This window comes from Saccharothrix stipae, from assembly GCF_054781895.1.
The window spans coordinates 332,466-355,543 of the sequence record NZ_BAAGTN010000005.1; the positions used below are offsets into that span (position 1 = coordinate 332,466).

A 23,078-nucleotide genomic window follows, 5' to 3' on the forward strand; every position below is an offset into this window, starting at 1 on the left:
CCTGCGAACGCGCTTCGACACGCGCTCGCTCGCTTGCGAAACGTCCTTCGGGACCGCGGTGTTCCCCCGCCGTCACCGTCCGGTCAAGATCTCCCCCACGTAGTTGGCGACCGCTCGGACCGCCGCCATCGTGCCGGGGTAGTCCATGCGGGTCGGCCCCACCACGCCCATGCCGCCGAGCAGGTTGTCCCGGCTGCCGTAGCCGATGGACACGATCGAGGTGCTGCGCATCTCCGCCGCTTCGTTCTCCTCGCCGATGTGCACCAGGATGCGGCCGGGGTCGCGGGCCGCGGCGAGCAGCTTAAGCACCACGACCTGCTCCTCCAGCGCTTCGAGCACCTGGCGCAGCGAACCGGGGAAGTCTGCCACGTTGCGGGTGAGGTTCGCCGTGCCACCCAGCACCAGGCGTTCCTCGGGGTGCTCCACCAGCGACTCGATGAGCACGGTGCTGACCCGCAGCACGATGTCGCGCAGCTCGCCCGGCGACTCGTCGGGCAGCTTCGCGACCTCGGCCGAGGCGTCGGACAGGCGCTTGCCGACCATCGCGCCGTTGAGCATGGACCGGATGCGGGCCACGTTCTCCTCGGTGATCACGTCGCCGAGGTCGACCGAGCGCTGGTCGACCCGGCCGGTGTCGGTGATCAGCACCAGCATCAGCCGCGCCGGCGTGATGGCGAGCACCTCGATGTGCCGGACCGTGGACCGGCTCAGCGTCGGGTACTGGATGACGGCGACCTGGCGGGTCAGCTGGGCCAGCAGCCGGACGCTGCGCCGCAGCACGTCGTCCAGGTCGTAGGCGCCTTCGAGGAAGTTCTGGATGGCCTTGCGCTCGGGCGTGGACAGCGGCTTGACCTCGCTGAGCCGGTCCACGAACAGGCGGTAGCCCTTGTCGGTCGGCACGCGGCCCGCGCTGGTGTGCGGCTGCGTGATGTAGCCGTCCTCTTCCAGGGAGGCCATGTCGTTGCGCACGGTCGCGCTCGAAACGCCCAGGTTGTGGCGTTCCACCAGGGCTTTCGAGCCGACCGGCTCCTGGTTCGACACGTAGTCGGCGACGATTGCGCGCAGCACTTCGAACCGGCGCTCATCGGCGTTCACGCGCGTCACCTCCAGGCTGGGCCATGCTGCTTCACCTTGAGTTTACGGAGGTTCGGGCCAGTATCGGAAAAACCGGTCACCGGGTTCGTGCGGCCGGTAGCTTCCGGTGTGCTCACCCGCATCCAGGCCGCCCTGCGCGACGCGATCGGGGCCGACGCCGTGCGCGTCGGACCGTTCCTGGTCCGCTTCGACGCGCACGGCGACGGCCCGTTGATGAACTACGCCGTGCCGGACGAGGGTGCCGCGCCGACCCGGGCCGAGGCGGATGCCCTGGTCACGGCGTTCCGGGCGCGGTCGCGCACGCCGAGGTTGGAGTACCTGCGGCCCTCGCCGGTGGTCGACGCGGCGCTGGAGGCGGCCGGGTTCACCGTGGACCGGCTGCTGCCGGTGATGGCGGTCGACGAGCTGGTCGCGCCACCGGTGCCCGCCGGGTTGACGGTCGAGGCGGTGACCTCGGACGACGATCTACTGGCGGTGTCCGTGGTGCAGAACACGGCGTTCGGCGTGGGCGGGGTGGCCGGGGTGCGGGACGTGGCGCGGCAGCGGTCGCTGTTGCGCGACGACGGGGTGGTCGTGCTGGCCCGACTGGACGGTGTGGCCGCGGCCGCGGGCGCGCACACCGCGCCGCGGTACGGGCTGTCGCAGGTGGCGGGGATCGCGGTGCTGCCGTCGTTCCGGGGACTCGGCATCGCGTCGGTGGTGTGCGCCGACCTCACCGCGCGGGTCTTCGACTCGGGCTGCACGCCGTTCCTGGAGACCGAGCCGGATGGGAAGGTGACCCGCCTGTACGGGCCGTTGGGCTACCGGACGATCGGCGAGTCGGCGTCGGTCACGCTGACGTGACGGCCCACGCTCAGGCAACGGCTGCGCGCGGGTCCCCGCCAAGGGGAACCCTTGTCGTAATTCTACCGAGGGGGTCCGACAACCGACGGGGTCCGACAACCGACGGGGGCGGACCGGAGTGGTCACGTGAGCCGGCGCACCACGGCGTCGGCGAGCAGGCGGCCCCGGTCGGTGAGCACGCAGTGGCCCCGGTCGAGAGCGGTCTGGTCGAGCAGGCCGTCGGCGGCGGCGACCTTGGCCTCGGCCTGGGCGTCGGGGTCCAGCACGTCCAGCGGCAGGCCGGTGGCCAGGCGCAGTTCCAGCAGCACCCGCTCCACCCGGCGGTCGTCGTCGCCGAGGACCTCCCGGCCGGCGGCGGGTGAGGTGCCGGCGGCCAGCAGTTCGGCGTACTTCGCCGGGTGCTTGACGTTCCACCAGCGCACCCCGCCCACGTGGCTGTGCGCGCCCGGTCCCGCGCCCCACCAGTCGGCGCCCTGCCAGTACAGCAGGTTGTGCCGGCACGCGGCCTCGGCCGAGGCGGCCCAGTTCGACACCTCGTACCATGTCAGGCCCTGCGCGGTCATGGCCGCGTCGATCAGCTCGTACTTGTCCGCGAGCACGTCGTCGTCGGGCATCGGCAGTTCGCCGCGACGGACCCGGCGGGCCAGCGCCGTGCCCTCCTCCACGATCAGCGCGTACGCCGACACGTGGTCGACACCCGCGCCGTGCACGGCGTCCAACGACGACCGGAGGTCCGCGACCGTCTCCCCCGGCGTGCCGTAGATGAGGTCGAGGTTCACGTGCTCGAACCCCGCCGCACGGGCCTCGCGCGCGGCGGCCACCGGGCGACCCGGCGTGTGCACGCGGTCGAGCACCGCCAGCACGTGCCGGGCGGCTGACTGCATCCCCAGCGACACGCGGGTGTAACCAGCGTCACGGATGGCCGAGAAGAACTCCGGCGACGTGGACTCCGGGTTCGACTCCGTGGTGACCTCCGCGCCCGGCGCCAGGCCGAACGAGGACCGCACCGCGTCGAGCACCTGGCCCAGTCCCGCTGCTCCGAGCAGTGACGGCGTGCCACCGCCGACGAACACCGTGTCCACCGCCGGCGGGTCGCCCAGCACGGAGGCCGCGAGGTCCAACTCCCGCCGCAGCCCCTCCAGCCAGGACGCCGGTGAGGCGGAAGTGCCCAGCTCACCGGCGGTGTAGGTGTTGAAGTCGCAGTAGCCGCACCGGGTCGCGCAGAACGGCACGTGCACGTACACCCCGAACGGGCGGTCACCCAGACCGGTGAGCGCGGAAGGGGGCAGCGAGCCGTCGGAGGGCGCGGGATCACCGATCGGCAGGGCGGAGGGCATGGTCCCCATTGTCCCATCTACCAGCAGCGCAACCCCGTCCCACGATGCGGATGGCGGTGGACCACGAGGTGGACGCGTGGCACGCTGACTGACATGACATCGACCGGAGTCCGCCTGGTGGTCCGCCGCCACGTCGACTTCCGGCGTGTCTCCAGCGCGATGTGCCGTCGTTCGGCATAACCCGCGCCTGCCTTTTTGTTCCCGTCGGCGCCGGGTGCGCTGACGAGACCCCCACCACGGCTCCACCGGGACTCGCACGCGCACCAGCGCCCCGAAACCCCGGAGGACGAGGATGGTCCCCCCGACGACGACGCCTCAGCGCACCAAGCAGCGCCGAGGTGAGGGGCAGTGGGCGCTGGGCTACCGCGAGCCGCTGAACCCGAACGAGCGGAGCAAGAAGGACGACAACCCGCTCAACGTCCGGTCGCGGATCGAGAACATCTACGCCCACGGTGGCTTCGACTCGATCGACCCGGCCGATCTGCGTGGACGTTTCCGCTGGTACGGCCTGTACACCCAGCGCAAGCCCGGCATCGACGGCGGCCGCACGGCGACGTTGGAGCCGGAGGAGCTGGACGACGAGTACTTCATGCTGCGCGTCCGCATCGACGGCGGCAGGCTCACCACCCAGCAGCTCGCGCTGATCGGCGAGCTGTCCCAGACCTACGCGCGTGACACGGCCGACATCACCGACCGGCAGAACGTGCAGTACCACTGGATCCGCATCGAGGACGTCCCGACGATCTGGCGGAAGCTGGAGGACGCGGGCCTGACCACGATGGAGGCCTGCGGCGACAGCCCGCGCGTGGTGCTCGGCTCGCCGGTGGCGGGCATCGCCGAGGACGAGGTGGTCGACGGCACGCCCGCGATCGACGAGATCCTGCGCCGCTACATCGGCGACCCGCGCTTCTCGAACCTGCCGCGCAAGTTCAAGACGGCGATCTCGGGCCTGCCGGACGTGGCGCACGAGATCCACGACGTGGCGTTCGTCGGCGTGGACCACCCCGAGCACGGCCCCGGGTTCGACCTGTGGGTCGGCGGCGGCCTGTCCACCAACCCGATGATCGGCAAGCGGCTGGGCGCGTGGGTGCCGTCCGACGAGGTGCCGGACGTGTGGGAGGGCGTGATCAGCGTCTTCCGCGACTACGGCTACCGCAGGCTGCGGCACCGGGCCCGGATCAAGTTCCTGGTCGCCGACTGGGGCCCGGAGAAGTTCCGGGAGGTCCTCGAGACCGAGTACCTCAAGCGCGAGCTGATCGACGGTCCCGCGCCGGAGGTGCCCGCGATCCCGCGCGACCACGTCGGCGTGCACCGGCAGAAGGACGGCCTGTTCTACGTCGGCGCGGCCCCCATCGCGGGCCGGGTGTCCGGCTCCACGCTGGTCGAGATCGCCAAGGTGGTCGAGCGCGCCGGTTCGGGCCGGGTGCGGCTGACGCCCCAGCAGAAGCTCGTGGTGCTGGACGTGCCCGAGGCCGAGGTCCGCAACCTCCAGGCCGACCTGGCGAAGCTGGGGTTGCAGACCGAGCCGTCGCCGTGGCGGCGGGGCGTGATGGCCTGCACCGGCATCGAGTTCTGCAAGCTCGCGATCGTCGAGACCAAGGCGCGGGCGGTGGACCTGGTGTCCGCGCTGGAGTCCCGGCTGGTCGACGTGGTGGCGGGGGTCACGGAGCCGATCTCCGTGCACATCAACGGCTGCCCCAACTCGTGCGCCCGCATCCAGACCGCGGACATCGGCCTCAAGGGCATGATCGTCACCGACGCCGACGGCAACCAGGTCGAGGGCTTCCAGGTGCACCTGGGCGGCGGTCTCGGCCTGGACGCCGGGTTCGGCCGCAAGCTGCGCGGCCACAAGGTGACGTCCGCCGAGCTGTCGGACTACGTCGAGCGCGTGGTGCGCAACTTCGTCGCCAAGCGCGAGCCGGACGAGCGGTTCCCGCAGTGGGTCGCCCGCGCCGACGAGGGTGACTTGAAATGAGCGAGAGGGCCACTCCCTTCTACTGCCCCTACTGCGGCGACGAGGACCTTCGCCCGCAGGAGGAGCCCGGCTACTCGTGGCTGTGCGCCTCCTGTCGCCGCGTGTTCACCGTGAAGTTCGTTGGTCTCAACCTTCCTCAGGAGGTGCAGCGATGACCGCCCCCACCCGGGTCGAGGAACTGAAGGTGATCGCCGAGGCCGCTTCGGTCGAGCTGGCGGACGCCAGTGCCGAGGAGGCCCTCGCGTGGACCGCCCGCACGTTCGGCGAGAGCTGGATCGTCGCGTCGAACATGCAGGACGCCGTGCTGATCGACCTGGCGACCAAGGTCAAGCCGGACGTCGAGGTGCTGTTCCTGGAGACGGGCTACCACTTCGCCGAGACCATCGGCACGCGGGACGCCGTCGACCTGGTCTACCCCGGCGTGCACATCGTCAACGCCGCGGCCGAGCAGTCGGTGGCCGACCAGGAGGCCGAGTTCGGCCTGCTGAACCAGACCGACCCGGGCCGGTGCTGCCAGCTGCGCAAGGTCATCCCGTTGCAGCGCACGCTCAAGAGCTACGACGCGTGGGTGACCGGCGTGCGCCGCGTGGACGCGCCGACCCGGGCGAACACGCCGATCGTGCAGTGGGACGAGCGCAACGGGCTGGTGAAGATCAACCCGATCGCGCCCTGGTCCGACGAGCGGTTCAACACCTACATCGCCGAGCACGGGATCCTGGAGAACCCCTTGGTGCAGGCGGGTTACCCCTCCATCGGCTGCGCGCCGTGCACCGCGAAGCCGCTGCCGGGCGCCGACGCCCGCAGCGGCCGGTGGGCGGGCCAGGCCAAGACCGAATGCGGGTTGCACGGATGACGACCCCGACAGCTCTCGACACGCTGGACCGCCTGGAGTCCGAGGCGATCCACATCTTCCGCGAGGTGGCGGGCGAGTTCGACCGGCCGGTGATCCTGTTCTCCGGCGGCAAGGACTCGACCCTCCTGCTGCACCTCGCGGTCAAGGCGTTCTGGCCCGCGCCGGTGCCGTTCCCGCTGCTGCACGTGGACACCGGGCACAACTTCGAGGAAGTCATCGAGTTCCGCGACAAGGTCGTGGCCCAGCACGGGCTGCGGCTTGAGGTCGCCAAGGTGCAGGACTACATCGACGACGGCCGGTTGGCCGAGCGCCCCGACGGCACGCGCAACCCGTTGCAGACCGTGCCGCTGCTGGACGCGATCACCAACCACAAGTTCGACGCGGTGTTCGGCGGCGGGCGTCGCGACGAGGAGCGGGCCCGCGCCAAGGAGCGGATCTTCAGCCTGCGCAACGCCTTCGGCCAGTGGGAACCGCGCCGGCAGCGCCCGGAGCTGTGGAACCTCTACAACGGCCGGCACCGCCCCGGCGAGCACGTCCGGGTGTTCCCGCTGTCCAACTGGACCGAGCTGGACGTGTGGCACTACATCGCCCGCGAGGGCATCGAGCTGCCGTCGATCTACTACGCCCACCGCCGCGAGGTGTACCTGCGCGACGGGATGTGGCTGGCGGAAGGCCCGTGGGGCGGTCCGCGCGAGGGCGAGGACAAGGTCGAGAAGACCGTCCGCTACCGGACCGTGGGCGACGGGTCGTGCACCGGCGCGGTCGAGTCGGACGCCGCCGACATCGAGACCGTCATCGCCGAGGTGGCGGCCAGCAGGCTCACCGAGCGCGGCGCGACCCGCGCGGACGACCGGCTGTCCGAGGCCGCCATGGAAGACCGCAAGCGGGAGGGCTACTTCTAGATGAGCGACCTGTTGAGGTTGGCGACGGCGGGCAGCGTGGACGACGGCAAGTCCACGCTGGTCGGCAGGTTGCTGTACGACACCAAGTCGGTGCTGGCCGACACGCTGGACGCGGTGCACCGGGCCAGCGCCGACCGCGGCCTGACCACCCCCGACCTGTCGCTGCTGGTCGACGGCCTGCGCTCGGAGCGCGAGCAGGGCATCACCATCGACGTGGCCTACCGCTACTTCGCCACGCCGAACCGCTCGTTCGTGCTGGCCGACACCCCCGGCCACGTGCAGTACACCCGCAACACGGTGACCGGCGCGTCCACCGCGCAGCTCGGCGTGCTGCTGGTCGACGCGCGCAAGGGCGTCATCGAGCAGACCCGCCGGCACGCCGCCGTGCTCGCGCTGCTGGGCGTGCCGCGCCTGGTGCTGGCGGTCAACAAGATCGACCTCGTGGACTTCGACGAGGTGACGTTCTCCCGCATCGCCAAGGAGTTCACCGCGCACGCCGCCGCCCTCGGGTACGCCGAGGACGCCGTGGTGGAGATCCCGGTGTCCGCGCTGGCGGGCGACAACGTGGTGGAGCGGTCGTCGCGGACGCCCTGGTACGGCGGCCCGACGCTGCTGGAGCACCTGGAGTCGGTGCCGGTCGAGCCGGACGCGAACGACGCGCCGTTCCGCTTCCCGGTGCAGTACGTGATCCGGCCGCGCACCCCCGAGCACCCGGACTACCGCGGTTACGCGGGCCAGGTCGCAGCGGGCACGGTGCGGGTCGGTGACGAGGTCGCCGTGCTCCCGGCCGGGCTGCGGTCCACCGTGACCGGCATCGACACCGCCGACGGCCCGTTGCCGGAGGCGGTCGCCGGCCAGTCGGTGACGCTGCTGCTGGCGCACGAGCTGGACATCTCGCGGGGCGACCTGATCGCCACCGCCGGGCAGCCGCCGAGGGTGACCGACGAGTTCGAGGCCACGGTGTGCTGGCTGTCGGAGAAGGCGTTGACGCCGGGTGCGCGCGTCCTGGTCAAGCACGGCACCCGGACCGTGCAGGCGATCGTCACCGAGCTGCGCACCCGGTTCGACGAGCAGAAGCTGGGCAGCACCGACGCGCCGGCCTCGTTGACGCTGAACGAGATCGGCCAGGTCGCGGTGCGCACCGCCGAGCCGATCCCGGTGGACGACTACACGAGGGACCGCCGCACGGGCGCGTTCCTGGTCATCGACGCCGCCGACGGCAGCACGCTCGCCGCGGGTCTCGTGGGTGCCCCGCTGCCGGAGGTGGACGGCGTGGACAGCTGTACCGAGGGCGGCGACGCCGCCCTGCCCGACAACCACGCCCTCGTCTCCCCCGGCCCCTGACCAGAAAGGCCACCGCCGCCGTGAGCAGCCGCACCCTGACCAAGTCCCTGGCCATAGCCACCGCCCTCGTCGCCCTCGCCGCCTGCTCGCGCGCCGACAGCGGCGTCGACAACGCCGCCCCCGCGCAGGACAAGGGCGCGGCGGCGGAGATCCGCCTCGGCTACTTCCCCAACGTCACCCACGCCGCCGCGCTCATCGGCGTCGACAAGGGCCTGTTCACCAAGGAACTCGGCAACACCAAGCTCACCACCCAGACGTTCAACGCCGGTCCGGAGGCGGTGAACGCACTGCTCGGCGAGTCGCTGGACGCCACGTTCATCGGATCCGGCCCGGCCATCAACGCCTACGCCAAGTCCAAGGGCGAGGCGGTCCGGCTCATCTCCGGCGCCACGTCCGGCGGTGCGCAGCTCGTCGTCGCGCCCGACATCGCCTCGCCCGCCGACCTCAAGGGCAAGGTCATCACCACGCCGCAGCTGGGCAACACGCAGGACGTCGCGCTGAAGAAGTGGCTGTCCGACGAGAAGCTGGCCATCGGCGCGGGCGCCGACCAGGTCAACGTCACCAACACGGAGAACTCGCAGTCGCTCGACCTGTTCAAGAAGGGCGACGTGCAGGGCGCGTGGGCGCCGGAGCCGTGGTCGTCGCGGCTGGTGCTCGACGCGGGCGCGAAGGTGCTGCTGGACGAGAAGGACCTGTGGGAGGGCGGGAAGTTCCCGACCACCGTGCTGCTGGTGCGCACCGAGTTCCTCCACGAGCACCCGCAGACGGTCGAGGCGCTGCTGCGCGGGCACCTCGCGGCCACCGACTTCGCGGTCAACAGCAAGGTCGAGGCCAAGCAGATCGTCAACAAGGCGCTCAAGGACCTCACCGGCAAGTCGCTGGGCGAGCCGGTGCTGGACCGGGCGTTCGACAACATCGAGCTGACGTTGGACCCGCAGGCCAAGAGCTTCCCGAGGTTGGCGCAGGACGCCGTCACCGCGGGCGTGGCGAAGGAGGCCGCGAACGTGGCCGGTCTCGCCGACTTCACCTTGCTCAACAAGGTGCTCTCGGCGGCGGGCAAGCCGACCGTGGACACCGCCGGGCTGGACAAGAAGTAACTTGAGGAAGGCAGGCACACCATGACCGCCACGCTTGAGACCCCAGCGGCCTTGTCCGACGTGGACGCCGCGGTGACCTTGTCCGGGGTGCGGAAGGTCTTCGGCCACGGCCCGGCCGGCGTCGTCGCGCTCGACGGCGTCGACCTGTCGGTCGCCCCGGGCGAGTTCGTGTGCCTGCTGGGCGCGTCCGGCTGCGGCAAGTCGACCTTGCTGAACCTGGTCGCCGGGCTGGACGCGCCCACCTCCGGCCGCATCGAGCTGACCACCTCGCGGCCCGCGGTGATGTTCCAGGAGGCCGCGCTGATGCCGTGGCTGACCGCGGCGCGCAACGTCGAGCTGCCGCTGCGGCTGGCGGGCGTGAAGCGGGGGCCGCGGCGGGAGAAGGCCAGCGAGCTGCTGTCGCTGGTGCGGCTGGTCGGCGCGGGCCACAAGCGCCCGCACGAGCTGTCCGGCGGCATGCGGCAGCGCGTGGCGCTGGCGCGTGCCCTGGCGTCCACGCTCGGCAGCGCCGAGGACGGCACGCCCGGTCTGCTGCTGATGGACGAGCCGTTCGCCGCGCTGGACGCCATCACCCGCGACGTGCTCCAGGCGGAGCTGGTGCGGGTGTGGCGGGAGACGTCCACGGCGATCCTGTTCGTCACGCACGACGTGCGCGAGGCGGTGCGGCTGGGTCAGCGGGTCGTGCTGCTGTCGTCACGTCCCGGCCGCGTGGTGCGCGAGTGGTCCACCGTGGACTGCGACGAGCCCGCCGTCATCGAGGACATCACGACCCACCTGCGAGAGGTGATCAGCGGTCATGCCGCAGCTTGACACCGACCTCGCGGCCGTCGGCGCCGGCCTGGACGCGCTGGACGCGCCGTCGCAGGAGCGGCGGCCGTCGTTCCGCAAGCGGTTCCTCCGGACCGCGGTGCCGCCGCTGATCGCGTTCGCCCTGCTGCTCGGCGTGTGGCAGGCGTTGTGGGCGGCGGCGTGGTGGCCGGAGTACCAGCTGCCGTCGCCCTCCTCGGTGTGGGCGGCGGTGGCCGAGGCGGTCGAGACCGGCCGGGCGTTCGAGGTGCTCTGGACCTCGGTGAGCCGCGCCGTGCTCGGGTTCCTCACCGCCGTGGTGATCGCCACGCCGCTGGGCCTGCTGATCGCCAAGGTGCGGGTGGTGCGCGCGGCCATCGGGTCGTTGCTGACCGGCCTGCAGTCGCTGCCGTCGGTGGCGTGGGTGCCGGCGGGCATCCTGTGGTTCGGCGCGACGCCCGCGACCATCTACTTCGTGGTGCTGATGGGTTCGGTGCCGTCCATCGCGAACGGCCTGGTGTCGGGCGTCGACCAGATCCCGCCGCTGCTGCCGCGGGTCGGTCAGGCGTTGGGCGCCGGTCGGATGGCCGCGGCGCGGCACATCCTGCTGCCCGCCGCCCTGCCCGGGTACCTGGCGGGGTTGAAGCAGGGGTGGGCGTTCTCGTGGCGGTCGCTGATGGCCGCGGAGATCATCGCGACGTCGCCGCAGCTCGGCGAGGGGCTGGGGCAGTACCTGCACAACGGGTCGGCGTTGAACGACATCTCGATGGTGATCGCGGCGATCTTCCTGATCCTGCTGGTGGGTGTGGGCATCGAGCTGCTGGTGTTCCGGCCGTTGGAGCGGGCGGTGCTGCGGGCGCGCGGATTGACGGGCGCACTGTGACCGCGCTGGTGGCCGTGGCGCACGGCAGTCGTGATCCCCGGTCGGCGGCGACCGTGCACGCGCTGTTGGACGTGGTGCGGGCGTTGGCGCCGTCGGTGGACGTGCGCGGGTCGTTCCTGGACCTTTCGGTGCCACTGCTGGGTGACGTGCTGCGTGGTGTGTACGCGGACGGTCACCGTTCGGCCGTGGTGGTGCCTCTGTTGCTGGGCAAGGCATTCCACGCGCGGGTGGACGTGCCGAGCGCGGTCGCGGACGCCTGCCTGCCCGGCTTGGACGTGACGATCTCCGACGTGCTCGGTCCGGATCCCCGGCTGGAGTCGGCGGCGTTGCGGCGGCTGGCGTCGGTCGGCGTCCGGTCCCGTGATCGCACGCTGGGCGTGGTCCTGGCCGGCGCGGGTTCGTCGCACGCCCCGGCCAACGCCCTGGTGTCGTCCATCGCCGCCCGCTGGGCCGCGGGATCCGGCTGGGCGGGCGTGACGGCGGCGTTCGCCTCCGCCGCGCACCCGGACGTGCCCGCGGCCGTGGCGCGCCTGCGTGCCCAGGGTGCCCGTCGCATCGCCGTGGCGTCGTGGTTCCTGGCACCGGGCTTCCTCCCGGACCGGGTGGCCCGGCTGGCCGGCGACGACGCGATCATCGCCCCACCGCTGGGCCCGGACCCGGAGGTGGCCGAACTGGTCCTGCACCGCTACGAGGCCGCCGTGTCCGCCCCACTGGCCCACTCTGCCTAACCACGAGAGTCCTACGTTCAACGCTCGAGAGTCCTACGTCCAGATCGCGCGTGTCCTACGTTCAGGACACGCGTGTCCTACATTCAGGTACCCCGAGTTCAACACTCAGGACGGCCGCACGGTGTTCTGAGCGTTGAATTCGGGTGTTCCGAACGTAGGACACGCGAGACCTGGACGTAGGACTCACGCGGGGTGGAGGTAGGACTCTCGTGGTCAGGTGTCCGATTCCAGGGCGGTGACCAGGCGTTGCATCACCTTCAGGGTGGTGCGCAGCTCCTCCAGGTCCACCTGCGCCGAGATGCGGTTGGTGAACGCGTGCTGCGCCCGCGCCAGGCTGGAGACGGCCTCGTAGCCGGCGGCCGTGGGGCGGAACAGCTTGGCCCGCTTGTGCGCCGGGTTGGGCAGGTACTCGGCCAGGCCCTTCGACACCAGCAGGTCGGCGATGCGCTGCACGCTCTGCCTGGTCAGGCTCATCTCACGGGCGATGCCCGACACCGGCAGCGGTTCGCGCAGGACCGCGCCCAGCACCTGCCACCACGCGGCGGTCAGGCCGACCGGCCTCGTCATCGCCTCCGCCGCCTCCAGGAACCCGCCGTAGAGGCGGAACGTGCGCATGATGACCTCGGTCAGCACGTCCCCCGCCTCCGTCCGCGGCTCGACCTCGTCCACGGCACCACCCACGACCTCGTGCACGACCTCGTTCACGACACCGCCGCGACGAGCTTGCCGAACCACGACGGGTCGCCGGTGCGGTACAGCCCGTACCACGCCTCCAGCACGGCCGGCTCGTACAGGTCCAGCTCCATGAAGACCTCCCGCGCGAACTCCAGCGCCGATGCCGCACCGGCCGTGATCACGCCGTCCGCCCGCACCGCGCGCTCACCGCTGAACAGCGCCGCACCGGTGTACCCGGGCACGGACGCCAGCTGCTCCACCGCGTTGCCGCCGTGCGCCCGGTCGTTGAGCAGGCCTGCCGCCGCCAGCCCGATCGTCGCGCCGCAGATCGCCGCCACCGGCACGCCCGCGTCCAGCCACCGCCGCGCCGCCGCGCCGAACACCGCGTTGTCACCGCTCTCCCAGGTGTCCGCGCCGGGCAGGAGCAGCATCGCGCTGTCGGCCGGGTCGACGTCGGCCAACGCCAGGTCCGGCGTGATCCGCAGACCGCCGAGGGACGTCACCGGATCGAGCGTCGCGCCGACGGTCCGCACCCGGTAGCGACCGGGCACCTTCTGGAACTGCGGCGTGTTGATCTGCGCCGTCGCGTACCCGAACTCCCAGTCGGCGAGCGTGTCGTACAAGGCGAGGTGGACCGTCTTCGTCATCATGACAGTATCCTGTCATTTTGACAGCACGCTGTCAATTGACCCGGGATCGTAGAGTGCGCCCATGGCAGACGAGCTGGTCCACTACGAGGTGCGGCGTGGCATCGCGACGATCACGCTGGACTCCCCCCACAACCGCAACGCCCTGTCCGCACGGCTGCGCGCCGACCTGACCGGGCACCTGGAGACCGCCGCGGCCGACGACGCGGTGCGCGTGGTCGTGCTGAGCCACACCGGACCGGTGTTCTGCTCCGGCATGGACCTCAAGGAGGCGGGCGGCGCGAGCGCCGGCGAGCAGGGGGTCAACGAGTTCCCCGCGATCCTGGCGCGGCTGTGGACCAGCCCGAAGCCCGTGGTCGCACGGCTGGCGGGCCCGGCACGCGCGGGCGGCGTCGGCCTCGTCGCGGCGTGCGACATCGCGGTCGCGGTGGACACGGCGACGTTCGCGTTCAGCGAGGTCCGCATCGGCGTGGTGCCCGCCGTCATCTCGGTGACCGTGCTGCCCCGCCTGCTGCCGCGCGCCGCGCACGAGTTGTTCCTGACCGGCGAGACGTTCGCCGCGCCGAGGGCCGCGGCCATCGGTCTGATCAACTCGGCCGTGCCCGCCGACGACCTCGACGCCGAGGTCACCCGTTACACCGACATGCTCGCGCTGGGCGCGCCGAACGCCCTGGCCGCCACCAAGCGGATGCTCCGGGAACCCCGGTCCGGCGACCTGGACGAGGTGTTCGCCGACATGCTGGCCCTGTCCGCACGGCACTTCGGCGGCGCCGAGGGCCAGGAGGGCATCGCCGCGTTCGTGGGCAAGCGCAAGCCGTCGTGGGTGCCTCCGCAAGAGATCGGCACCGAGGAGGCCGGCACCGGCTAGAACCAGCCCGTGCACTCGATCTTGCCCTCGGACGACCCGCACGCCCGCATCAGCTTGCGGTCGTTGCTGAACGCCTCGGTGTGCGCGCCGGTGCCGGACGCGACCCGGGTGTGGCCGAGGAACCCCTCGTAGCCGGACCCGTCGAGGTTCTTGCGGTCGGTCCAGATCTCCTCGGCGGGCTTGGCCTCGCTCAGCCGGCCCCAGGCGCAGCGGGTGCGGTTGGACGCGCGGAGTTCGACGGTCCGGCCGTTCTGCATGACGACCGGGTTGTCGCCGCCGACCACGTCGAACGGCGTGAACGGTTCCAGGTAGTCGCAGCCCGGCTCCTCGGCGCGGGCGGGGACGGCGAAGGTCAGCGTGAGCGCCGTGGCGGCGACCAGGCGCAGTACCGGGTGGTTCATGGCTGGACTGTGCCGGTGGTGAGGGATCCTCGCAGCGCGAGCGGGCCGGGATGACTCGGTCGGTGTACTTCAGTCCGTGTACTTCAGTCGGTGTACACGACGGTCAGCACGCGGTCCCCGAGTTCGGCGGTGCGCGTCACCGCGTCGGCCAGCACGGCCTCCACGTCGGCGTTCCCACCCTCCCACTCCAGCACGTGCTCACCCTCCGGCAACCACGACAGGTCGGTCAGGCAGTCGTACAGCGCGTCCAGGTTGCCCCCGAACCAGTCGGGGAAGCCCAACGCCTCCGCGATGGCCCCGATGGCGTCCCGCTTCGAGCGCGCACCGCGGCGCACCACGTGTCGGTAGGTCATTTGCGCACGTCCACGACGACGAACGACTCGTAGTGGTCGGCCGTGTAGTACACCTCGTCGGACGACCCGGTCACCAGGCGCCGCGCGCCTCGGTCGTCGCTGCCCGGTGTCGGCACGGTGTACTCCCGGTAGTAGTCGGACGCCTTCGCGGGCAGTCGCTTCTCGCGGTTCTGGAACGTCACGCCGTCGTTGCGCGGGTACGGGAACGGCCCGCCCTTGCCGATCAGCTCCCACGTCGACCTCACCTGCGCGGGCAGGCTGGACAGCGGCTCGACCGGCAGCCCGGAGGCCGCGCCCGGCACGGCCGCGGCGGCGGTCGGAGGTGGCGCGGGGTCCGACGACGTGCCGGTGATGTCCTTGGCGAAGTAGCCGACCACGACGAGCGCGATCAGGCCGAGCAGTGCGACGGAGAGCCGCCGGGCGGGGGTCACGGTCGATGAGCCTACGAAGGACGGTTCGGGTCCACCTTCGCGGGCCGCGCCTGGTCACCGGCCGGGCCGACCTTGGGCACCGGGTTGAACCTGGTCGAGGCGTTGTCCACGACCCGGTCGATCAACCGCGCCACACCCAGGCACAACGGCAGCAGCACGACCATGAGCAGCCCGAACTGGAACGGGAAGGCCAGCTGCGCCATCCACAGCTCGACCCCGTCCCACCACTGCTCGAACGCGTCCACCACGCCGCCGAGCCTAGCCGCGTGACGCGCTTCACCGCACGCGGATCACTACCACTCGGTAAGTTGCCCGCATGTTCGCCGTCTACGCAGCCGAGCCGAGCCCGCAAGACCCGATCGCCGCCCTGCGCGTGGGCGAACGGCCGGATCCCGAGGTCCCGTCGGGCTGGGTGAAGGTGGCCGTGAAAGCGGCGAGCCTGAACATGCACGACCTGTGGACGCTGCGCGGCGTGGGCATCAAGGCCGAGCGGTTCCCGATGATCCTGGGCTGCGACGGCGCGGGCGTGCTGGAGGACGGCACGGAGGTCGTGCTGCACTCCGTGATCGGCGACCCGGACTGGGCCGGCGACGAGACGCTGGACCCCCGCCGCACGCTGCTCACCGAGAAGCACCAGGGCACGTTCGCCGACCACGTCGTCGTCCCGGCGCGCAACGCGCTGCCCAAGCCCGCGGGGCTGAGCTTCGCCGAGGCGGCGTGCATGGGCACGGCGTGGCTGACCGCGTACCGGATGCTGTTCGTGAAGTCGGGTCTGCGCCCGGGTCAGACGATGCTCGTGCAGGGCGCGTCCGGTGGCGTCTCGACCGCGTTGGTGCAGCTGGGCCGTGCGGCGGGGTTCCGGGTGTGGGTGACCGGCCGCACGGAGGAGAAGCGCGCGTTGGCCGAGAGCCTGGGCGCGCACCAGGCGTTCGAGTCCGGCGCGCGGCTGCCCGAGCGCGTGGACGCGGTGTTCGAGACCGTCGGCAAGGCCACCTGGTCGCACTCGATGAAGTCGCTCAAGCCGGGCGGGATCGTGGTGATCTCCGGCGCGACCAGCGGTGACGCGACGGCGGCCGAGTTGCAGCGGCTGTTCTTCCTCCAGCTGCGGGTGGTCGGCTCCACCATGGGCACGCGGGAGGAGCTGGGCGACCTGCTGGCGTTCTGCGACCTGAACGGCCTGCGCCCGCAGATCGGCGCGGAGCTGCCGTTCGACCGGGCCGAGGAGGGCCTGCGCGCGATGCTCGACGGCGAGACGGCGGGCAAGATCGTGTTCGCCCGCGACTGACCCCCAATCGTCCGTCCGGACAAAAATCATCCCCTCGAATGGTGTGATCGAACAAACCCGGTGCCGGTCGACCGGCGTACGGTTCGCCGCACACCAATCCACCGAGGGAGTCGGACGAATGACGGTGCAGGACGGATTCGGCCGGGGCAGCGGCGTGTTCCGCCGCAAGCCGATCGAGCAGATCAGTGACGAGAAGACGGCGCTGACCCGGACCCTGGGGCTGTGGCAGCTCACCGCGATCGGCATCGGCGGCATCATCGGCGCGGGCATCTTCTCGCTGGCGGGCGCCGTGGCCAACAAGACCGCGGGCCCCGCCGTGCTGATCTCGTTCCTGGTGGCGGGCATCGCCAGCGCCGCCGCCGCGTTCTCCTACGCGGAGTTCGCGGGCCTGATCCCCAGGGCCGGCTCGGCCTACACCTACGGCTACGCCGTGCTCGGCGAGATCGTCGGCTGGTTCATCGGGTGGGACCTGCTGCTGGAGTACACCGCGATCGTGGCCGTGGTCGCGATCGGCATCAGCGGCTACTTCAACGAGTTGTTGAACCTGCTGGGCATCGACCTGCCCGTGTGGATGCTCGGCGCGCCCGGCACCGAGGGCGCCGACGTCGCGGCGGGCAGCTACAAGGTCAACCTGTTCGCCGTGCTGCTGTGCCTGCTGATCGCGTTCGTGCTGAACACGGGCATGAAGAACGCGGCCCGCTTCGAGACGACCCTGGTGTACCTGAAGGTCGCCGTGGTGCTGCTGGTGATCGTGGTCGGCGCGTTCCACATCAACACCGGCAACTACGACCCGTTCTTCCCGTTCGGCCTGTCCGGCGCGCTCGCCGGCGCGGCCACGGTGTTCTTCGCGGTGTTCGGCTACGACGCGATGAGCACGGCCGCCGAGGAGTCCAAGGACTCGCAGCGGCACATGCCGAAGGCGATCATCTACTCGCTGGCCATCTCGATGGTGCTGTACGTGCTGGCGTGCCTCGTGCTCACCGGCATGGTCAACTACCAGGACGTGGACGCGGAGAGCGCGTTCGCCTCGGCGTTCGCCGACATCGGCCTGCCGGCGCTGGGCATCATCATCTCGGTCGGCGCGGTGCTGGGCATCACGACGGTGCTGTTCACGTTCCTCATGGGCGCCGCGCGCGTCGGCTACTCGATGTCGCGCGACGGACTGCTGCCGAAGTGGTTCGCCAAGACCCACCCGGTCAAGCACGTGCCGACGCGCACCACGTGGGTGCTCGGCATCGCGTCCGCGGTCATCGCGGGCTTCCTGCCCATCGCCGAGGCCGCCGAGCTGACCAACATCGGCATCCTGCTGGCGTTCGTGGTGGTCTGCGTCGCGGTGATCGTGCTGCGGTACAAGCAGCCGAACCTGCCGCGGACGTTCAAGACGCCGGGCATGCCGGTCGTGCCGATCATCGGCGTGGTGTTCTCGCTGTGGCTGATCACGTTCCTGGCGCCGGAGACCTGGCTGCGCTTCGGCGTCTGGTTCCTCATCGGGCTGGTCGTGTACTTCGCCTACAGCAAGCGCAGGTCAGTCCTCAACAACCCCTCGAACGCCGACCGCGAGGACTGAGTCGCACCAGTCGTCGACCACGTCGGCGAGCACGGCCATCGGCAGCGGCCCGCCGCGCAGCACGAGGTCGTGGAACGCCCTGATGTCGAAGCGGTCGCCCAGCCTCCGCTCCGCCTCACCGCGCAGGCGCTGGATCTCCAGTCGCCCCACCATGTAGGACAGCGCCTGCGCGGGGTTCTCGATGTACCGGTCGACCTCGGAGAAGATGTCGACGTCCGGCATGACGGCGTTGGCGCGCAGGTAGTCCACGGCCTGCCGGCGCGTCCAGCGCATCGCGTGCAGCCCGGTGTCGACCACCAGGCGTGCGGCGCGCAGCGAGTCGGCCGACAGCATCCCCAGCCTGGCCACGTCGTCGCTGTAGAGGCCCATCTCGTCGGCCAACCGCTCGGCGTAGAGCGCCCAGCCCTCCAGGTAGGCCTCGATGGAGGCGAACCGGCGCAGCAGCGGCAGGTCCGGGATCTGCTGCGCGAGCGCGAGCTGGAAGTGGTGGCCCGGCACGCCCTCGTGGAACGCGGTGGACTCGGCGCTGAACCGCGCGCGCAGCTCGGCCTGATGGGTGTTGACGAAGTAGGTGCCCGGTCGGGAGCCGTCCATCGCCGGGTCCACGTAGTAGGCCAGCGGCGCGGTCGGCGCCTCCGCCGCCGGCACCGCCTCGACCGCGCACCGCGCCGCCGGCACCGTGCCGAACCAGTCGCCCGCGACCTGCTCGGCGCGCGCGATCGTGGTCACGGCGAGCGACACCATGTCGTCGGCGTCGCGCCAGCGCAGCAGCGGGTCGGCGAGCAGGCGGGCACGCACGCCGGCGGCCGTGATCGGGCCGAACACCCGGCAGCCGATCTCCTCGTACTCCCGGTCCAGCTCCTCGACCAGGTCCAGGCCGATCCGGTGCAGCTCCTCCGGCGTGTGGCCGGTGGTGGTGTACATGCCGACCAGGTCCGCGTAGATCAGGTCGCCGTCGGGCAGCCAGCACAGGCCGGGCTGGTCCTCGCCGCGGCCGCGGCCGACCACCGCGGTGCGCAGGAAGTCGCGGTAGCGGGCGATGGCGGGGCGCACCGTCTCGTGCAACAGCCGGGCGCACACCGCGGCGAACGGCGTGTCGTGCAGCGGCGTGCCCAACGGGTCGTCGTCATCGGCCAGGTAGCGGTCGATCCGGTGGGCGGCGGCTTCCACGAGGTGCCTGAGCGGTCTTCGGACGGAGTCGCGTTGCCGTCGGGTGAGGGCGTCCAGGTACGCGGGCAGCGCCGACAGCCGGGTCAGGTAGGCCTGCCGTGCCTGGTCGTCGGCGGGGCGGACCAGCGGCAGCGCGGAGAGCAGCACGGCCAGCGGCGCGCTGAGGCCCTCGGCGTGGGTGTGCTCGACCAGGTTCGAGTCGAGGCGGTGCACCAGGCTCCACGCCTGTTGCACGACCACCGCACGCGTCACCGGGTCGTCGTCCTCGGCCCGCGCCCGACGCGCGATGTCCTCGGCACGTGCGCGCAGCACGCGTCCGCCGTCGGCGCTCGGGTCCGGCAGCCGGTTGTCCCAGCCCGGTATGCCCAGCAGCGTCGCCATGACGGGATCGGCGTCCAGCACCAGGGTCAGCATCTCGTCGGCGAGCTCGCGCGCGGTGGTCACGTCGCCATTCTGTGGTGCTAGACCGGGGAAATGCGCGTGATCGCGACGGAAAGGGCCTGACGCGCCTCGGCGACCAGCCGGGCCACGACCTCGGCCGCCGGGGCCGGTCGGACCAGCGCGTAGGTCTGCCCGGCCCACAACGACATCAGCTCCGGGTCGCCGGTCGCGCGCACCGGTTTGGTCAGGTGGTGCACCTCCGGGTACGCGGCGGGCGCCTGCCCCTGGTTCTCCACCAGGAACCGGTTCACCAGACCCCGGGCCGGACGTCCGCTGAACGCCCTGGTCAAGGCGGTGCGGCGGGTGCCTTCGGCGAGGGCCTGGCGGTGCGCGGCGGACGTGCCCGCCTCCGGCGTGGCCAGGAACGCGGTGCCCAGCTGCGCCGCGACCGCGCCCGCGGTGATCACGGCGGCGACGTCCGCGCCGTGCACCAGGCCACCGGTCGCGATCAGCGGCAGGTCGACCTTGGCGCGGACCAGGCGCAGCGCGGCCAACACGCCGAACAGCTCGCCGCCGCCGGGTGAGACGCCGTCGTCGGCGAACGTGCCGCGGTGCCCGCCCGCCTCGCTGCCCTGCACGCACAGCGCGTCCGCGCCGACCTGGGCCGCCTGCGCGGCCTCCTGCGGGGTGGTGACCGTGACGACGACCGTGGAGCCGGCGGCGTGCAGGCGGTGCACGTCCTCGGGGTTGGGCAGGCCGAACGTGAACGAGACCACCGGGACGCGCAGCGCCATCAGCAGTTCCAGCTTGGCGGCGTAGGAGTCGTCGTCCCACCGGGGTTCGCCCGGCGCGGTGGGCGACTGCGCCGTGACGCGGTCGCGGTAGCCGGACAGGTCGGCGGTGGCCCGGGGGCCGGGGACGAACAGGTTGACCCCGAACGGCCGGTCGGTCAGCGCGGTGGTGGCGGTGACCTGCTCGGCGACCGCCTCGACCGACAGGTAGCCGGCGGCCAGGAACCCGAGACCGCCCGCGCGGCCGACCTCGGCCACGAGCGCGGGTGTCGACGCCCCACCGGCCATCGGCGCGGCGATGACGGGCACTTCGAGTCGGTCCAACATGGCGCCGACCCTAACCCGCGCCACCGCCGTGGTCACGTAGTAGCTGGTCCACGGCGTTCTTGCGCAAAACGGCGTGTTCCGAGCGTTGAACTCGGGTGTCGCGAACGTAGGACTCTCGCGTGCTGGACGTAGGACTCTCGCGAGAGTCCTACGTCCAGGCCGCGAGAGTCCTACGTTCAGGCGTGGTGTGTTCTACGTTCAGGGCGGGGCGGTGTTCGGGTCAGGGCAGCGTGTCGAGGTGGGGCGCCACCGCGTTGGCGAACTGCCAGTTGTTCGAGGCGTCCCAGTTGATCGACCACGTCATCGCGCCGCGGATGCCGGGCCAGGTCTGCGCGGGCTTGAACGAACCGCAGTTCGTGCCCTTGGCCAGGCAGTTCAACGCCGCGTTGACGTTCGCGGGCGACTGGTGACCGCCGCCCGCGCCGGACGGCGAGGCGGGCAGGCCGAGACCGACCTGGTCGGGGCGCAGGCCGTTCTGCAGCTGGATGCAGGCCAGCGCGACCAGGAAGTCCACCGTGCCCTGGGCGTAGACCTTCTGGTCGCAGCCCAACATGGTGCCGGAGTTGTAGTACTGCATGTTGACCACGGTGAGGATGTCCTTCACCGCCAGCGCCAGCTTGAAGTACTCCTGGCCGGTGGACTGCATGTCGATGGTCTGCGGCGCCATCGCGATGACCTTGCCGCCGCCCGCGTGGATCGTCCGCAACGCCTGCGCCATGTAGGTGGCGTTGACGCCGTTCTCCAGGTCGATGTCCACGCCGTCGAACCCGTAGTTCGCGATCAACGCCTTGACGCTGTTGGCGAAGTTGGTCGCGGCGGTCGAGTTGCCGACGCTGATGGTGCCCTTCTCACCGCCGACCGAGATGATCACCTTCTGGCCGCGTGCCTTGAGCGTGCGGATGTCGGCCTTGAACTGGGCGTCGGTGTAGCCGCCGAGCTTGCTCGACAGCGTCGGGTCGAGGGTGAACGAGACCGCGCCGGGCGTGGTGGTGGCGTCGGCGAAGGCGATGGCCACGATGTCGTAGGTGGTGGGCACGTCGGCGAGCTTGAGCAGCCGCGAGCCGTTGTCGAAGTTGTGCCAGTAGCCGGTGAGCACGTGCTTGGGCAGGGACGGGTCCGGGTTGCCGGTGGTGGTGGTCGTGGTGGTGGTTGTTGTCGTGGTCGTGCTGGTGGTGGTGCGGCTCGTGGTGGTGGTGCTCGTCGGCGGGGTGCCGGGGCCGTCGAGGCTCACGTCGTCGGCGTAGAACGTCGGCTGGCCGTACCAGCCGTGCACGTAGATCGTGACGCTGCCGGTCGCCCCGGTGGTGAAGTCGATCGAGAGCTGGCCGAAGCCCGCCGAACCGGGCGTCCAGGTGCTCTTGTCACCGCTGCCGGTGCCGGTCACGCCGAGGTACACGTAGCTGCCCTGCACCCACGCGGACAGCTTGTAGGCGGTGTTGGCCTGCACGGAGATCGTCTGCGAGCAGCGCGCGTTGTCCTGGCCGGCGGGGGTGCCCGCCATCGCCTGCGTGCCGCTGCGCTTGGTCGTGGTCACCGCCGTCGCCGCCGCACTGCACGTCCACCCGCTCGTACCGCTCTCGAAGCCGGGGTTGGCGACCAGGTTGGCGGCCGACGCGCTGCCCACGACCACCAGGGTCAGGCCCGCGATGGCCAGCAGACCCGCCAGCACCGCGCCCAGTGCGCGTCTCGTCCTCGGAACCACGTCCACCTCCACGTTCTCATCGGCGGCCAAGGCCCAGCACAGGTGACGTGGGCCACTCGAAAAATGGACTAGACCACTGAGGCTTGTCAAGGGTGTGAACAATGATCCGATGACGTTCACCGTTGATGACGCGATCCGGATCGCGCGGGCCGCCCACGACGGGCAGGTCGACAAGTCCGGCCAGCCCTACATCGGCCACCCGCTGCGCGTGATGGGCCGGGTGTCCGGCGAGCACGCGCGCATGGCGGCCGTGCTGCACGACGTGGTCGAGGACACCGCCGTCACCGCCGACGACCTGCTGGCCGCCGGGTGCCCGCCGGAGGTGGTCGCGACCGTCCTGGCGTTGAGCCACCGCGACGGCGAGACCCAGGAGGACTACCTGGCGCGGGTGCTGACCGACCCGGTCGCGGTGCAGGTCAAGCGGGCCGACATCGCCGACAACACGTCACCGCCGCGGCTGGCCCTGCTCGACACCGCCACCCAGGACCGACTGCGGGCGAAGTACGCGCGGGCGCTCGACATCCTCGGGCGGTGAGACCCTCTTCACGTGCCCGTGACAGTTGCGGCAGAGATCACGCCCGAAGTGCGCGCACAAGCCCCTGACGTGCGGCATCATAGTAGGTGAACCGATACAGAG

The 23,078-nt window shown here is 71.3% G+C and carries 25 protein-coding genes; 14 read left to right on the forward strand and 11 right to left on the reverse strand.

Going from position 1 to position 23,078, the window contains the following annotated elements; all coding sequences use genetic code 11:
- Positions 1–72: 72 nt before the first annotated feature.
- On the reverse strand, positions 73–1,095 hold the full coding sequence (gene hrcA, locus ACYVLT_RS10445) for a heat-inducible transcriptional repressor HrcA (protein WP_360453078.1): 1,023 nt from the start codon (positions 1,093–1,095) through the stop codon (positions 73–75).
- Positions 1,096–1,203: 108 nt separating this feature from the next.
- On the opposite strand from hrcA, the gene ACYVLT_RS10450 reads away from it, so the two are divergent.
- The gene (locus ACYVLT_RS10450; RefSeq protein ID WP_461119918.1) at positions 1,204–1,938 is read left to right on the forward strand and encodes a GNAT family N-acetyltransferase; all 735 of its coding nucleotides are present in this window, start codon (positions 1,204–1,206) and stop codon (positions 1,936–1,938) included.
- A 122-nt stretch (positions 1,939–2,060) separates the two neighbouring features.
- Here ACYVLT_RS10450 and hemW read toward each other — a convergent pair whose 3' ends face one another.
- Positions 2,061–3,275 carry a radical SAM family heme chaperone HemW gene (hemW, locus tag ACYVLT_RS10455; protein ID WP_461119919.1) on the reverse strand — a complete coding sequence of 405 codons (1,215 nt, stop codon included), beginning with the start codon at positions 3,273–3,275 and terminating at the stop codon, positions 2,061–2,063.
- Between the two features lie 292 nt (positions 3,276–3,567).
- Here hemW and ACYVLT_RS10460 point away from each other — a divergent pair, with 292 nt between their 5' ends.
- Genes ACYVLT_RS10460 through ACYVLT_RS10500 form a run of 9 tightly spaced genes read left to right on the forward strand, consistent with a single transcriptional unit; the run spans position 3,568 to position 11,843 of the window.
- Positions 3,568–5,250: a nitrite/sulfite reductase gene (locus ACYVLT_RS10460; protein ID WP_461119920.1), complete on the forward strand. Its 1,683-nt coding sequence runs from the start codon at positions 3,568–3,570 to the stop codon at positions 5,248–5,250.
- Positions 5,247–5,405, forward strand: a complete 159-nt coding sequence (locus ACYVLT_RS10465) for an Insertion element protein (RefSeq protein ID WP_106615051.1) — start codon at positions 5,247–5,249, stop codon at positions 5,403–5,405. The genes ACYVLT_RS10460 and ACYVLT_RS10465 overlap by 4 nt, the downstream gene beginning before the upstream one ends.
- Entirely contained in the window at positions 5,402–6,103 is a 702-nt protein-coding gene (locus ACYVLT_RS10470; RefSeq protein WP_461119921.1) for a phosphoadenylyl-sulfate reductase, read from the forward strand. The genes ACYVLT_RS10465 and ACYVLT_RS10470 overlap by 4 nt, the downstream gene beginning before the upstream one ends.
- Positions 6,100–7,005 carry a sulfate adenylyltransferase subunit CysD gene (gene cysD / locus ACYVLT_RS10475; protein ID WP_461119922.1) on the forward strand — a complete coding sequence of 302 codons (906 nt, stop codon included), beginning with the start codon at positions 6,100–6,102 and terminating at the stop codon, positions 7,003–7,005. Before ACYVLT_RS10470 ends, cysD begins: the two co-directional genes overlap by 4 nt.
- Complete coding sequence (locus ACYVLT_RS10480) at positions 7,006–8,349, forward strand: sulfate adenylyltransferase subunit 1 (RefSeq protein ID WP_461119923.1); 1,344 nt, start codon at positions 7,006–7,008, stop codon at positions 8,347–8,349.
- Between the two features lie 20 nt (positions 8,350–8,369).
- The gene (locus ACYVLT_RS10485; RefSeq protein ID WP_461119924.1) at positions 8,370–9,446 is read left to right on the forward strand and encodes an ABC transporter substrate-binding protein; all 1,077 of its coding nucleotides are present in this window, start codon (positions 8,370–8,372) and stop codon (positions 9,444–9,446) included.
- 21 nt (positions 9,447–9,467) lie between these two features.
- Positions 9,468–10,256 (forward strand): ABC transporter ATP-binding protein, encoded by a 789-nt coding sequence (locus ACYVLT_RS10490; protein WP_461119925.1) that lies wholly within the window; start codon positions 9,468–9,470, stop codon positions 10,254–10,256.
- Positions 10,243–11,115 carry an ABC transporter permease gene (locus ACYVLT_RS10495; protein WP_461119926.1) on the forward strand — a complete coding sequence of 291 codons (873 nt, stop codon included), beginning with the start codon at positions 10,243–10,245 and terminating at the stop codon, positions 11,113–11,115. The genes ACYVLT_RS10490 and ACYVLT_RS10495 overlap by 14 nt, the downstream gene beginning before the upstream one ends.
- Positions 11,112–11,843, forward strand: a complete 732-nt coding sequence (locus ACYVLT_RS10500) for a sirohydrochlorin chelatase (protein ID WP_461119927.1) — start codon at positions 11,112–11,114, stop codon at positions 11,841–11,843. Before ACYVLT_RS10495 ends, ACYVLT_RS10500 begins: the two co-directional genes overlap by 4 nt.
- A gap of 213 nt (positions 11,844–12,056) precedes the next feature.
- Here the strand turns inward: ACYVLT_RS10500 and ACYVLT_RS10505 are convergent, their stop codons facing one another.
- The gene (locus ACYVLT_RS10505; protein WP_461119928.1) at positions 12,057–12,548 is read right to left on the reverse strand and encodes a MarR family winged helix-turn-helix transcriptional regulator; all 492 of its coding nucleotides are present in this window, start codon (positions 12,546–12,548) and stop codon (positions 12,057–12,059) included.
- The gene (locus tag ACYVLT_RS10510; RefSeq protein ID WP_461119929.1) at positions 12,545–13,168 is read right to left on the reverse strand and encodes a DJ-1/PfpI family protein; all 624 of its coding nucleotides are present in this window, start codon (positions 13,166–13,168) and stop codon (positions 12,545–12,547) included. The genes ACYVLT_RS10505 and ACYVLT_RS10510 overlap by 4 nt, the downstream gene beginning before the upstream one ends.
- A 61-nt stretch (positions 13,169–13,229) precedes the next feature.
- On the opposite strand from ACYVLT_RS10510, the gene ACYVLT_RS10515 reads away from it, so the two are divergent.
- On the forward strand, positions 13,230–14,033 hold the full coding sequence (locus ACYVLT_RS10515) for an enoyl-CoA hydratase-related protein (protein WP_461119930.1): 804 nt from the start codon (positions 13,230–13,232) through the stop codon (positions 14,031–14,033).
- On the opposite strand, the gene ACYVLT_RS10520 is transcribed toward ACYVLT_RS10515, so the two are convergent.
- The 4 genes from ACYVLT_RS10520 to ACYVLT_RS10535 form a co-directional block, all read right to left on the reverse strand.
- Entirely contained in the window at positions 14,030–14,434 is a 405-nt protein-coding gene (locus ACYVLT_RS10520) for a hypothetical protein (RefSeq protein ID WP_461119931.1), read from the reverse strand. The genes ACYVLT_RS10515 and ACYVLT_RS10520 overlap by 4 nt on opposite strands.
- Before the next feature lie 83 nt (positions 14,435–14,517).
- Positions 14,518–14,787 carry a barstar family protein gene (locus ACYVLT_RS10525; protein WP_461119932.1) on the reverse strand — a complete coding sequence of 90 codons (270 nt, stop codon included), beginning with the start codon at positions 14,785–14,787 and terminating at the stop codon, positions 14,518–14,520.
- Positions 14,784–15,218 carry a guanyl-specific ribonuclease gene (locus tag ACYVLT_RS10530; RefSeq protein ID WP_461119933.1) on the reverse strand — a complete coding sequence of 145 codons (435 nt, stop codon included), beginning with the start codon at positions 15,216–15,218 and terminating at the stop codon, positions 14,784–14,786. Before ACYVLT_RS10530 ends, ACYVLT_RS10525 begins: the two co-directional genes overlap by 4 nt.
- An 11-nt stretch (positions 15,219–15,229) precedes the next feature.
- Positions 15,230–15,466 (reverse strand): hypothetical protein, encoded by a 237-nt coding sequence (locus ACYVLT_RS10535; protein ID WP_461119934.1) that lies wholly within the window; start codon positions 15,464–15,466, stop codon positions 15,230–15,232.
- Positions 15,467–15,534: 68 nt separating this feature from the next.
- On the opposite strand from ACYVLT_RS10535, the gene ACYVLT_RS10540 reads away from it, so the two are divergent.
- Together ACYVLT_RS10540 and ACYVLT_RS10545 are read left to right on the forward strand one after the other, a co-directional pair.
- Positions 15,535–16,503 (forward strand): quinone oxidoreductase family protein, encoded by a 969-nt coding sequence (locus ACYVLT_RS10540; protein ID WP_461119935.1) that lies wholly within the window; start codon positions 15,535–15,537, stop codon positions 16,501–16,503.
- Between the two features lie 118 nt (positions 16,504–16,621).
- Positions 16,622–18,070: an amino acid permease gene (locus ACYVLT_RS10545; RefSeq protein ID WP_461119936.1), complete on the forward strand. Its 1,449-nt coding sequence runs from the start codon at positions 16,622–16,624 to the stop codon at positions 18,068–18,070.
- Here ACYVLT_RS10545 and ACYVLT_RS10550 read toward each other — a convergent pair.
- The 3 genes from ACYVLT_RS10550 to ACYVLT_RS10560 form a co-directional block, all read right to left on the reverse strand.
- Positions 18,029–19,684 (reverse strand): DUF885 domain-containing protein, encoded by a 1,656-nt coding sequence (locus ACYVLT_RS10550; protein WP_461119937.1) that lies wholly within the window; start codon positions 19,682–19,684, stop codon positions 18,029–18,031. The two genes, ACYVLT_RS10545 and ACYVLT_RS10550, sit on opposite strands and share 42 nt — an antisense overlap.
- Before the next feature lie 17 nt (positions 19,685–19,701).
- Positions 19,702–20,739: an NAD(P)H-dependent flavin oxidoreductase gene (locus ACYVLT_RS10555; protein ID WP_461119938.1), complete on the reverse strand. Its 1,038-nt coding sequence runs from the start codon at positions 20,737–20,739 to the stop codon at positions 19,702–19,704.
- Between the two features lie 220 nt (positions 20,740–20,959).
- Complete coding sequence (locus tag ACYVLT_RS10560; RefSeq protein ID WP_461119939.1) at positions 20,960–22,441, reverse strand: chitinase; 1,482 nt, start codon at positions 22,439–22,441, stop codon at positions 20,960–20,962.
- Positions 22,442–22,550: 109 nt separating this feature from the next.
- Between ACYVLT_RS10560 and ACYVLT_RS10565 the strand changes: the two genes are divergently transcribed.
- A complete protein-coding gene (locus tag ACYVLT_RS10565; RefSeq protein ID WP_461119940.1) occupies positions 22,551–22,976 on the forward strand; it encodes an HD domain-containing protein in 426 nt (141 codons plus the stop codon).
- Positions 22,977–23,078 lie beyond the last annotated feature (102 nt).

What these genes read in the sequence shown, in the direction of transcription:
- ACYVLT_RS10510 (WP_461119929.1), bottom strand. Translation starts at nt 13,168, where the DNA reads ATGATGACGAAGACGGTCCACCTCGCCTTGTACGACACGCTCGCCGAC.
- ACYVLT_RS10460 (WP_461119920.1), top strand. Translation starts at nt 3,568, where the DNA reads ATGGTCCCCCCGACGACGACGCCTCAGCGCACCAAGCAGCGCCGAGGT.
- ACYVLT_RS10565 (WP_461119940.1), top strand. Translation starts at nt 22,551, where the DNA reads ATGACGTTCACCGTTGATGACGCGATCCGGATCGCGCGGGCCGCCCAC.
- ACYVLT_RS10495 (WP_461119926.1), top strand. Translation starts at nt 10,243, where the DNA reads ATGCCGCAGCTTGACACCGACCTCGCGGCCGTCGGCGCCGGCCTGGAC.
- cysD (WP_461119922.1), top strand. Translation starts at nt 6,100, where the DNA reads ATGACGACCCCGACAGCTCTCGACACGCTGGACCGCCTGGAGTCCGAG.
- ACYVLT_RS10470 (WP_461119921.1), top strand. Translation starts at nt 5,402, where the DNA reads ATGACCGCCCCCACCCGGGTCGAGGAACTGAAGGTGATCGCCGAGGCC.
- ACYVLT_RS10525 (WP_461119932.1), bottom strand. Translation starts at nt 14,787, where the DNA reads ATGACCTACCGACACGTGGTGCGCCGCGGTGCGCGCTCGAAGCGGGAC.
- ACYVLT_RS10480 (WP_461119923.1), top strand. Translation starts at nt 7,006, where the DNA reads ATGAGCGACCTGTTGAGGTTGGCGACGGCGGGCAGCGTGGACGACGGC.
- hemW (WP_461119919.1), bottom strand. Translation starts at nt 3,275, where the DNA reads ATGCCCTCCGCCCTGCCGATCGGTGATCCCGCGCCCTCCGACGGCTCG.
- ACYVLT_RS10465 (WP_106615051.1), top strand. Translation starts at nt 5,247, where the DNA reads ATGAGCGAGAGGGCCACTCCCTTCTACTGCCCCTACTGCGGCGACGAG.
- ACYVLT_RS10555 (WP_461119938.1), bottom strand. Translation starts at nt 20,739, where the DNA reads ATGTTGGACCGACTCGAAGTGCCCGTCATCGCCGCGCCGATGGCCGGT.
- ACYVLT_RS10515 (WP_461119930.1), top strand. Translation starts at nt 13,230, where the DNA reads ATGGCAGACGAGCTGGTCCACTACGAGGTGCGGCGTGGCATCGCGACG.
- ACYVLT_RS10545 (WP_461119936.1), top strand. Translation starts at nt 16,622, where the DNA reads ATGACGGTGCAGGACGGATTCGGCCGGGGCAGCGGCGTGTTCCGCCGC.
- ACYVLT_RS10540 (WP_461119935.1), top strand. Translation starts at nt 15,535, where the DNA reads ATGTTCGCCGTCTACGCAGCCGAGCCGAGCCCGCAAGACCCGATCGCC.
- ACYVLT_RS10490 (WP_461119925.1), top strand. Translation starts at nt 9,468, where the DNA reads ATGACCGCCACGCTTGAGACCCCAGCGGCCTTGTCCGACGTGGACGCC.
- ACYVLT_RS10520 (WP_461119931.1), bottom strand. Translation starts at nt 14,434, where the DNA reads ATGAACCACCCGGTACTGCGCCTGGTCGCCGCCACGGCGCTCACGCTG.